Source organism: Nocardia sp. 2TAF39, assembly GCF_052114905.1.
GTDB lineage: Bacteria > Actinomycetota > Actinomycetes > Mycobacteriales > Mycobacteriaceae > Nocardia.
Window position 1 is genome coordinate 57,729 of sequence record NZ_JBFRFQ010000057.1, and the last position, 10,418, is coordinate 68,146.

Annotated in this window: 8 protein-coding genes; 4 read left to right on the forward strand and 4 right to left on the reverse strand. The window is 68.0% G+C overall.

Annotated elements, in window-relative coordinates:
* The first annotated feature begins 114 nt into the window (after positions 1-114).
* A complete protein-coding gene (locus AB4Z47_RS27105) occupies positions 115-1,758 on the forward strand; it encodes a peptide chain release factor 3 (protein ID WP_441954891.1) in 1,644 nt (547 codons plus the stop codon).
* 1 nt (position 1,759) lies between these two features.
* Here the strand turns inward: AB4Z47_RS27105 and AB4Z47_RS27110 are convergent, their stop codons facing one another.
* The gene (locus AB4Z47_RS27110) at positions 1,760-2,287 is read right to left on the reverse strand and encodes a nuclear transport factor 2 family protein (protein WP_441954917.1); all 528 of its coding nucleotides are present in this window, start codon (positions 2,285-2,287) and stop codon (positions 1,760-1,762) included.
* 492 nt (positions 2,288-2,779) lie between these two features.
* Entirely contained in the window at positions 2,780-3,658 is an 879-nt protein-coding gene (locus tag AB4Z47_RS27115; protein WP_441954893.1) for an Abi-alpha family protein, read from the reverse strand.
* 259 nt (positions 3,659-3,917) lie between these two features.
* Between AB4Z47_RS27115 and AB4Z47_RS27120 the strand changes: the two genes are divergently transcribed.
* Positions 3,918-5,240, forward strand: coding sequence for a DUF445 domain-containing protein (locus AB4Z47_RS27120; protein WP_441954895.1), 1,323 nt, complete (start codon positions 3,918-3,920; stop codon positions 5,238-5,240).
* Positions 5,231-6,124: an Abi-alpha family protein gene (locus AB4Z47_RS27125; protein WP_441954897.1), complete on the forward strand. Its 894-nt coding sequence runs from the start codon at positions 5,231-5,233 to the stop codon at positions 6,122-6,124. Before AB4Z47_RS27120 ends, AB4Z47_RS27125 begins: the two co-directional genes overlap by 10 nt.
* Before the next feature lie 9 nt (positions 6,125-6,133).
* Here AB4Z47_RS27125 and AB4Z47_RS27130 read toward each other — a convergent pair whose 3' ends face one another.
* Positions 6,134-7,945 (reverse strand): ABC-F family ATP-binding cassette domain-containing protein, encoded by a 1,812-nt coding sequence (locus AB4Z47_RS27130; RefSeq protein WP_441954899.1) that lies wholly within the window; start codon positions 7,943-7,945, stop codon positions 6,134-6,136.
* A gap of 395 nt (positions 7,946-8,340) precedes the next feature.
* Here AB4Z47_RS27130 and AB4Z47_RS27135 point away from each other — a divergent pair, with 395 nt between their 5' ends.
* Entirely contained in the window at positions 8,341-9,189 is an 849-nt protein-coding gene (locus AB4Z47_RS27135) for an LLM class flavin-dependent oxidoreductase (protein ID WP_441954901.1), read from the forward strand.
* Positions 9,190-9,275: 86 nt separating this feature from the next.
* Here AB4Z47_RS27135 and AB4Z47_RS27140 read toward each other — a convergent pair whose 3' ends face one another.
* Complete coding sequence (locus tag AB4Z47_RS27140) at positions 9,276-10,211, reverse strand: 4-(cytidine 5'-diphospho)-2-C-methyl-D-erythritol kinase (protein WP_441954903.1); 936 nt, start codon at positions 10,209-10,211, stop codon at positions 9,276-9,278.
* Positions 10,212-10,418 lie beyond the last annotated feature (207 nt).

Sequence of the window (10,418 nt, forward strand, 5' to 3'; positions counted from 1 at the left end):
GCAGCGCACAGCCGTGACTGGAATCGGGTGGTCACCAGCGCGTCGGGTCGCCGTCATGCCTGTCACGTACGCTGGCGTGGTTGCCGATCGGTTGTCTGTGAAAGGTTGTTTCCGTTGAGCGCCTCCCCTGAGGGTGTCGTCGCGCCCGCCCCCCGCGGATTATCTGCCGAGGTCGCCCGGCGGCGCACGTTCGCGGTCATCTCCCATCCCGACGCGGGCAAGTCGACGCTCACCGAGGCACTCGCCCTGCACGCAAGGATGATCTCCGAGGCGGGCGCGATCCACGGCAAGGCCGGACGCAAGTCCACGGTCTCGGACTGGATGGAGATGGAGAAGGCGCGCGGCATCTCGGTCAGCTCGACGGCACTGCAGTTCAACTATCGTGCCGCAGGCTCCGACGTCGACAGCGTGATCAACCTGGTCGACACCCCCGGCCACTCCGATTTCTCCGAGGACACCTACCGGGTGCTCACCGCCGTCGACGCCGCGGTGATGCTGATCGACGCCGCCAAGGGCCTGGAGCCGCAGACGCTGAAGCTGTTCCAGGTCTGTCGCCACCGCGGCATCCCGGTGATCACGGTGATCAACAAGTGGGACCGTCCCGGACAGGCGCCGCTGGAACTGCTCGACGAGATCAACGAACGGATCGGCCTCACCCCGACCCCGCTGTTCCTTCCGGTCGGCATCGCGGGCGATTTCCGCGGCCTGCTGCGCCGCGGTTTCGACGGGGCACCCCTCGAATACATCCACTTCACCCGCACCGCCGGCGGCGCGACCATCGCGCCGGAGGAGTCACTGACCCCGGAGTCCGCGCAGGCGCGTGAGGGCGAGCCGTGGACCACCGCCGTCGAGGAGAGCGAGCTGCTTTCGGCGATCGGGCAGGACCACGACCAGGAGCTGTTCCTCGCTGGACAGACCTCCCCGGTGATCTACGCCTCCGCCATGCTGAACTTCGGCGTCCGGCAACTGCTGGAGACCCTGGTCGCGCTGGCGCCCGCGCCGGGCCCGCGCCGGGATGTCGGCGGCAACCCGCGCGATACCTCCGACCCGTTCAGCGCGGTCGTGTTCAAGGTGCAGGCGGGCATGGACGCCGCGCACCGCGACCGACTCGCCTTCATGCGGATCGTGTCCGGTGAGTTCGAGCGCGGCATGGTAGTCACCCACGCGCAGACCGGACGGCCGTTCGCGACCAAGTACGCGCTGACCGTGTTCGGCCGCGAACGCGCCACCGTCGACACCGCCTACCCCGGCGACGTGGTCGGCCTGGTGAACGCGACGGCGCTGGCACCGGGCCACACCCTGTTCGTGGACAAGAAGGTGGAGTTCCCGCCGATACCGTCCTTCGCGCCGGAGCATTTCGCGGTGTTGCGCGCGCAGAGCGCGGGCAAGTACAAGCAGTTCCGCAAGGCCATCGATCAACTCGACTCCGAGGGTGTGGTGCAGGTCCTGCGCAACGATCTGCGCGGTGACGCCTCTCCGGTTCTCGCGGCCGTCGGCCCGATGCAGTTCGAGGTGGTCACCGCTCGCATGCTCGCGGAGTTCACTGTCGAGACCACGATGGAGCATCTCGGCTACACGCTGGCTCGGCGTACCGACGCCGCCTCAGCGGAGGAACTCGGGCGTCAGCGCGGGGTCGAGGTGTTCACCCGCAGCGACGGCGCGCTGCTCGCGCTGTTCAGCGACAAGTGGCGGCTGCAATACATCGAGAAGGAACATCCCATGCTGACATTGGAACCGCTGGTCGCCACCGCGGACTGAGTCACTCGGCTTCGGGCTGGGGCGGCCGCGGCGCGGCGCCCGGCTCACGTTGGACCGAGGCGATGCCGTCATCCCGCGCGATCAGGCCCCATCTACTTGAGGTCAGCCGCAGGCTCGGCAGGTCGCTGAGCGAGAGCACCACCTCGTAGGTGCGCTCGTAACCGGTGTGCGAAATCCGCCAGCAGCCGTCGTCGCAGCGGACGTAGCGGTCGGAATAGAAGGCCGCGCCGCGCAGCAGCATGTTGTGGCTGGGAATAAGGACGGTGTCGGCGAGGTACCAGGTGCCGGTCGCCGAGTCGCCGACGACGTCGATCTCGGGATGGTCGCACCGGTGTTCGGTGATCACGTGCGGACCGAGAGTGTTGCGCATGAACGCGAGAAACGCGTCGCGCGATTCGAACTGAAGATATTCGCTGTAGGTGGCGGTGGCCTCGGGAACCATGGTGTCCACGAACTCGTCCCACGATTTGGTGTCGAGGCTGCGCAGATAGCGATACTTCAGCCGGCTGATCGCGGCGACGTCATCCATTTCCCGCTCGTCGCGGCCGCGTCTTGCTCTCGGATCGTCGCGCACCTGCCCGAAATCGATCGGCCCCGCATCGAAACGCAGCTGCCCACCGGGGTCGAGGTTCCCGCTTTCCTGCGCGCTGGCGGGCATTTCCCGGTTACCGCGTTCCGACGCGCGGGCGCGCGCAGCCTGGTCACCGCGTTCCGACGCGCCAGCGCGCACAGCCTGGTCACCGCGTGTTGACGCATCAGTGCGCGTTGTCTGGTCACCGCGTTCCGACGCGCCGACGCGCGTTCGCTCGTCGCCGCGCTCCTGTCCGCCGGCGCCTACACCCCGGTCCCTACGCACCTGCGCGCCGACCCCTACGCCTGGGTCGCCGCGCTCCTGCCCGCCGGTTCCCTGATCCATACCTCCACAATCCCATCCGAAGCCACGGCACTTCACGAATTGGGAGATTTGTATCAGATTGCTATCACAGTTCGGGGAATATGCCCCTGAAGATCAACTAGACGGTCAACTTCCGATGGTGAAGCACGTGCGGCAGAAGTCCTCGCCGAACTCGGTGAGTCGTAGACTCTTGCGCACAATTTTGGGCGCCCGGCCCGCCTTTTTCAGCGCCGCCTCCACCACGGGCTGCACCTCGAGCACCATGTACCGGCTCAATACCACCGGATCGTCAGAGGTCATCGTCAAGCCGAGGCGGTTGAGGTTGATCAGATAAGAGCGCGCGCGGTCCGGGTAGCGCACGCCCGCCTGCTCGGGCACGGAGGTCAGGTCGCCCTGCACCAGCTCCGAACCGATGCCCAGCGGGCGGTTGGTGCGCACGTCGACCGACGGTTGCGGACCGTTGAGCGCCATGAAGCGCAGCATGCGGGCCTCGTCGGGAGCGAGCTGGTCGAGGATGCGATCGTAGGCCGGGTGCACGTCCTCGGTGAAGTACACATCCGCGGACCTGGCCAGCAGTGCGTCGCCGCGGCGGCGCAGTTCCTCCGTGCTCGCCGAGCGAAGCTGGGAGCCGACGGCCAGCGCCTGCTGAGAGCCTGGACCGTTGGATGTCGGCACATAGCTGACGACCTCGCGCACCGAACCCTCGGTGACGCCGAGCGCACTGCGGGCTATGGAGCGCAACGCGTTTCCGGTCCGCTCGGCGATCTCTGCCGACGACTCGCCGTCCAGCGCCGCCTGGGTGATCTCCTTGGTCACGTCGACGGTGGTGCCGACGGCCCACTGACCACCGCGCACGACCGTGCCCGCGGCCAGTCCTGCCGCACGGAACACGCCGCGGATCAGTCGCGCCTCGTTGCTGATCTGCCGCTGTTCGACATCCGAGCTGCGCTCGACGGCGCGGGAACCGGCCCGGGCCACGTCCTGTCCGGTCCTGTCGTCTGCCACATTTTCTCCGATATCGCCAGGTGAACGAATCCGCCCCACAGATTACTTCCCCCTGTGTCGCCGGTCATTGTGGCCGCCTGACTCGGACAGCGCGGCATTCCGGACAATCCTGTGACCCATATCTCGACAACCACCTCTATGGGGGTGTACTCGCGGTGTAAGCAGGCCCTCCGCTCGCCATCGCGTTCCTTTGCCGAGAGAGTGCTAGTTTATGGTGCCGGTGAGGCGGCGGTCACTGGTGTATCGGCAGGAGGGTGTCGTGTTAGAGAGTGTTTTCGGAATCCACCCCACGGTCCTCCTCGAGCTTGTGACAATCCCCCTTTTCACGGGGATCATCGGCTACATCACCAACTGGACCGGCGTGCTCATGCTCTTCAAGCCAGTCGCCTTCCACGGCATTCACCTCCCTGGCCTTCGCGCGCTATATCCGTTCCTTCCCAAGCGAATTCAAGTACTGCCGCTGCTGAGCTACGACGGCAGATTCGGTTGGCAGGGCATCGTCCCGTCGCGCGCCGACAAGATGGCCAGCATCGCGGTCGACAAGGGCCTTGCCAAACTCGGCAGCGTCGCCGACTTCTACCGCGAGCTGGAGCCGGACAAGCTGGCCGAGCATCTGGCCGGCATCGCCGACGCGCAGATCAAGGACATCGTCGAGGAAATCCTGCGGCGCGAACATCCCCAGCTCTGGTACAACCTGCCGAATCAGGTCCGCGACATGGTGCACGCCAGGGTGCGCCAGCAGCTGCCGGAGATTCTGCGTGAGCTCACCGAGGAATTGGGCGCGAATATCGATCAGCTGCTCGATGTGAAGCAGATGGTGATCCGCTACTTCCAGGCCCGCCCACACCTGCTCAACACACTGTTCCAGGTGCTCGGTGCCAAGGAACTGCGATTCATGCAGAACTTCGGTTTCTACTTCGGCGCGCCCATGGGCGCGGTGTTGGTCGCCGTCCTGCATCTGACCGGATGGTCCAGCCTCGTCGTGCTGCCGATCGGTGGCGTGATCATCGGCTGGGTGGTCAACTGGATCGGGATCAATATGATCTTCGCGCCCGCCTATCCGAAGTGGTGGTGCCCGTGGCGGCAGGGTCTACTGATCAAACGCAAATCCGAAATCAGTGACGGCTACGCGGAATTGGTATCCAGCCAGGTGATCACCGTGGCGAATATCGGCGACGAGTTGCTCAACGGCCCGCGCTCCGATCGCACCATGCAGATGCTGGAGGACACATTGCGCCCCGCCGCCGATCGCGCGCTCGGGCCTGCCCGCACCGCGGTCAAGTTCGTGCTCGGCAGCCGCGAATACGACTCGCTGCAATCGACGCTCACCACAGAGGCCATGGCTATCGCGCCGATCGCGTTCGCCGACCCCGAGTTCAACGTCCGCCAGGGCAGGCAGATCAACGAGTACATCGCCAAACAGATGTCGGCGTTGTCGCCCCCGGACTTCGTGGACATGCTGAGAGCCGCCATCAAACAGGATGAATGGTTGCTTTTCGTGCATGGCGGCGTACTCGGGCTGTTTGCCGGATACGCTCATATCCTGATCTTCGGAACAGGAGTGGCGACATCATGGCTGTAGCGGGTCCGGACGGCGGCGACATCGAAGCCGTCGAACACCCCGACACGACGGAGGTGAACGCCGGGCAATCCCGAGAGATCGCACGGCGGCCCGCCTCGGACGTCATCCGTACCAGCGAATTACCCACGCGGATATCGGTTCCCGTGGCCACTGTGCGTGCGGCGACCGGTGTCGCGATGGTCGCCTGGACCGCCGTCGCCGAGGCCACCGCGTGGGGTGTCGGCACCGCGGTCGGCGTCGCCTCGACCGTCGTGCGGCGCAGCATCGAAGGCGCGCCGCCCCGAGAAGTGTTCGCCGAGGCCGAGGCCGAGGTGCGCGACGCGATGCGCAAGGCGCTCGGACTGCCCACTACCCAGGAAACGCCTGCGCAGGACGGTGTGCCGACGCTGCGCGAGCAAGGCGCCGCGCTGCTGCGTTTGTCGGCGAGCACGCACGACGAGGACGAGAACCACCCGGCCTTCGCGGGCATGCTCGCCGAGCTGACCCCGGACGAGGCGCGCATCCTGCGTTTCCTGCGCTTGGACGGACCGCAGCCCTCGATCGACGTCCGCAGCGGGCGTCCCCGTGCGCTCGGCGCGGAACGAATCGGCTCGATGCTCACGCTGATCGGCGAGCAGGCGGGCCTGCGCTTCCCGAACCGGATCCAGCAGTACCTGACCAATTTGCGCAGGCTCGGCCTGGTCGAGCACGCGCGCGAGCCGATCGGCAATCCGAACCGCTACCAGCTGCTGGAGGCGCAGTCGCTGGTGCGGGAGATGCTGAAGCGCTCCGGGTTCGGTACCAAGGTGATCTACCGCAGCGTGGTGCTCACCGACTTCGGCCGGGACTTCGTGCGGACCTGCCTGCCGGTGGCCATGCAGGACGGACGCGCCTCCGGGCATTAGGCGCGCGGACTACACACCGTCGGCCAGTTCCAGCCAGCGCTCCTCGGCCGTCTCCTTCTCCGCGCGCACCTGCTCGAGCTCCGCGTCCAAGGTGACCAGCCGCTCCCGATCGGTGGCGGCGTCGGCCATCGCGGCGTGCAGACGCTGTTCCCGGTCGGACAGCTTGTCGATCGCGCGTTCCAGGCGGGTCAGCTCCTTGCGGACCGCACGATAAGTGGCGGAATCGGTGGCCGAGACGTCGACAGACTTGGCCTCCGGCGCGGTGGCGCGGACTCGGCCCGCGCTGAGGGCCGCGCGCTTGCTCAGATACTCCTCGATGCCGCCGGGCAGATTGGTGAGCTTGCCGTCGCCGAACAGCGCCCAGGTCGAGTCGCAGATGCGCTCGATCAGGTAGCGGTCGTGGCTGATCACCACCAGGGTGCCCGCCCAGTTGTCGAGCAGATCCTCCAGCTGTTGCAGGGTGTCGATGTCCAGGTCGTTGGTCGGCTCGTCGAGCAGCAGGACATTCGGCTCGGACATGAGGATGCGAGTCAGCTGCAGGCGCCGGCGCTCGCCGCCGGACAGGTCGCCGACGGGAGTGCGCTGGCGGGCAGGGCTGAAGCCGAGCCGCTCGGCCAGCTGGCCGGCAGAAACCTCCTTGTCGCCGAGCATGATTCGCTGCGCGACCTGCTGCACCGCCTCCAACACACGCAGGTTCGTCGGCAGGTCGTCGAGTTCCTGGCGCAGCCAACCGATCTGCACGGTCTGACCCTGGATCCGTTTGCCCCCGGCGAGCACGGTGTCGTTCCCGCCGCCGTCTCCGGCCAGCGCGCGCAGTAACGTCGTCTTGCCGGACCCGTTGACGCCGACCAGGCCGACCCGCTCCCCCGGCGCCAGCCGCCAAGTCAGGTCGCGCACCAGTTCCCTGCCGTCCGGGGTGGCGAGGGTGGCGTCCTCCAGTTCGATCACCACGCGGCCGAGGCGCTTTCGCGCGAACGCGGCCAGCGAGACGCTGTCGCGCGGCGGAGGGACGTCCGCGATCAGCGCCTCCGCGGCCTCCACTCGATAGCGCGGCTTGGATGTGCGCGCCTGCGGGCCGCGCCGCAGCCACGCCAGCTCCTTACGGGCGAGGTTGCGCCGCCGCGCCTCGGAGGCGTCTGCCTGGCGGGCGCGCTCGGCGCGGGCGAAGATCCAGTCGCCGTACCCGCCCTCGTAGCTTTCCACCTTGCCGCCGACAACCTCCCAGGTGTTGGTGGCGACGGTGTCGAGGAACCAGCGGTCGTGGGTCACCACGACCAACGCGCTGCGGCGGCTCAGCAGATGCTCGGCCAGCCACTGCACGCCTTCCACGTCGAGGTGGTTGGTCGGCTCGTCCAGCACGAGCAGGTCGAGTTCGCGCACGAGCGCGGCGGCGAGCGCGACCCGGCGGCGCTCGCCGCCGGAGAGATTGTCGACCGGGGCGTCCATGCCGAGATCGGCGATCCCGATGCCGTCCAGCACCGAGCGGATGCGGGGGTTGGCGGCCCATTCGTGTTCGGCCACATCGTCGGTCATGGCGTCGTCGGCCAGACCGGCCAGCACCACCGAGCCGACGGTCGCGCCCTCGGGCAGCACGCCACGCTGCGTCACCACCGCTGAGCGCAGGCCGCCGACCCTGCTGACCCGCCCGCTGTCGGGCTCCTCGATGCCGGTGAGCACCTCGAGCAGGGTGGTCTTTCCGCCCCCGTTGAGGCCGACGACGCCGATCCGTTCGCCCGCGTGCACGCCGAGTGACACATTGTCCAGGAGCGGGGTGATCCCGAAGCTCTTGTGGACCTGTTCGAGATTGATCAGGTTGGACATGGATCCTTCCGTGTCTTGCGGCGGCGGGCTGATACGTGCCCGGAGCCAGCGTACCGACCGGGCCGACCGATCCATCGCCCGGCGAACGGCGGGAAAACACGCCGGACCGCCCTTGCGCAACGAACAATGTTCGTTCAGAATGATCTCGACGAACAATGTTCGTTCCGGCCTCGCGTCCACCGCCCGCCTACCCCCGACAGCAAACTCCCGCTCACCGCACTCCTGACCCCGTCGAGGTGCGAGCCTTACGAGCACGGTTCGCGGCCCGGCTCGCGTCCGCGCGACCGAAGCGCATGCGCCGAAGGCGCGAGTCTCGGTCGCTCGGACGCGAGCCAAGAGGGGGCCGCGAACGCGCAGCGCCGCAGGCGCTGCCAAACAAGCACAGGAGGTTCTCCATGCACGTCGGCCTCGGCCTGCCCATTTCCGATCCCGCCGCCCTGCTGCACTGGGCCCGGCGCGCCGACGCGGGCCCGTTCCGCACGCTCGGCCTGCTCGACCGGCTGGTCTATGACAATCCCGAACCGCTCGTCGCACTGGCCATGATCGCCGGTGCGACAAGCCGCGTCCACGTACAGACCGAAGTGCTCCTCGCGCCGCTGCGCGATCCGGTGTTGCTCGCGAAACAGGTTGCGACACTTGATCGAATGTCCGGCGGACGCCTGGCGCTCGGCCTCGGTGTCGGCGGTCGCGCGGACGACCACCTCGCCTCCGGCACCGATCTGCGCACCCGCGGTCGCCGCATGGACGAGCAGCTCGCGATCATGCGCCGCCTGTGGGCGGGTGAGCCCTACGGCGCCGAGTGCGGCCCGATCGGCCCGGCGCCGCTACGACCCGAAGGCCCTGAGATCCTGTTCGGCGGCTTCCAGCCCGCCGCACTCGACCGCGTCGGCCGTTGGGGCGGAGGCTTTCTCGCCGCTGCGCCGCCGTCCTGGGCGGGCGGACTGTTCGACACGGTGCGCCGCTCCTGGAAGGACAACGGCAGGCCTGGTGAGCCACGCATCGTCGCCCAGGTCAACGTCGCGCTCGGCCCGCAGGATGTGATCGACGACGCCCGAGCCGCCATGGGTGCCTACTACGGCTTCAGTGACTACACCGAGGGCATCCTCGCCGGAATGCTCACCACGCGGACGGAAATCCGCACGGCCCTCGCCGAATTCAACGGTCTCGGCGCCGACGAGGTGATGTTCTACTGCTACGGGCGCGATGCCGATCAAATCGATCGCCTGGCCGACGTCGTCTCCTGAACATCCACTTGGGGACACGGACAGGCCAGGTATCGAAGGGTTGCGCCCAGCTCTGTGTTCTGCGGCCGCCCGGGTCTGATGCAGGATCAGTGTTTTCCCGACGGTCCGTCGCCGAGAATGCGTGCACCCGGTACCGGGCCGCTGGCCGTCCGGACACTGCGGCACACGCCCGCACCCGCGAGTTCGGCGGCCGCCGACACCGCGGATTCCTCGCTCTCGCAGAGGAACGCGCAGGTGGGCCCGGAGCCGGACACCAGTCCGGCCAGCGCGCCCGCGGCCAGTCCAGCGCGCAGGGTGCGGCGCAGTTCCGGCTTCAGCGACAACGCCGCCGCCTGCAAGTCATTACCGAGCAGGGGCGCGAGCTGTTTCGGATCTCCGGAGGCCAGCGCCTGCATCAGCTGCTGTGGTTCGCCGAGCCGGGGCGGTTTGCCGAGTTCACGCAATCGGTCGAGCTCGGCGAACACGGCCGGGGTCGGCAGGCCGCCCTTGGCGAGGGCGAGCACCCAGTGAAACGTGTTACGCGACAGCACGGGAAGCAGACGTTCGCCGCGGCCGGTGCCGAGCGCGGTGCCGCCGTGCAACGCGAACGGCACGTCACTGCCGAGTTCGGCCGCCAGCGCCACGAGCTCGTCCCTGGACAAGCCGAGATCCCACAGCGCGTTCAGCCCGACCAGTGCGGCGGCGGCGTCCGCGCTGCCGCCCGCCATGCCGCCCGCCACCGGAATACCTTTGGCGATGGCGATTTCCACCAGCGGGGCCCGGCCGCCGATGTGCGCGAGCCGGACGGCCGCCTTCCACACCAGGTTGTTACGGTCGGTCGGCACGTCCGCGGCGCCTTCACCCGTGACCCGCACAGCCAGCGAGGCCGACGGAGCGATCCGCAGATCGTCGCTCAGGGACAGCGCCTGGAACACCGTGGTCAGGTCGTGATAGCCGTCGGCACGTAGGTCGCCGACTCCGAGGTGGAGGTTCACCTTCGACGGCGCGCGCACGGCGACGGGACTCGGCACTACTGACAGCACGGTGCACAAGCCTAATGGGCGCAGCCGGACGAAGCCTGTCCGAATCCCGCCCCGGGCCGAGCGAAGGCGAGGCAGCCGCACAACRGGCACAGCCGGACAAAGTCCGTCCACAGCCCCGCGCCGGGCCGAGCGAAGGCGAGGCAGCCGCACAACGGGCACAGCCGGACAAAGTCCGTCCACAGCCCCGCGCCGGGCCGAGCGAAGGCG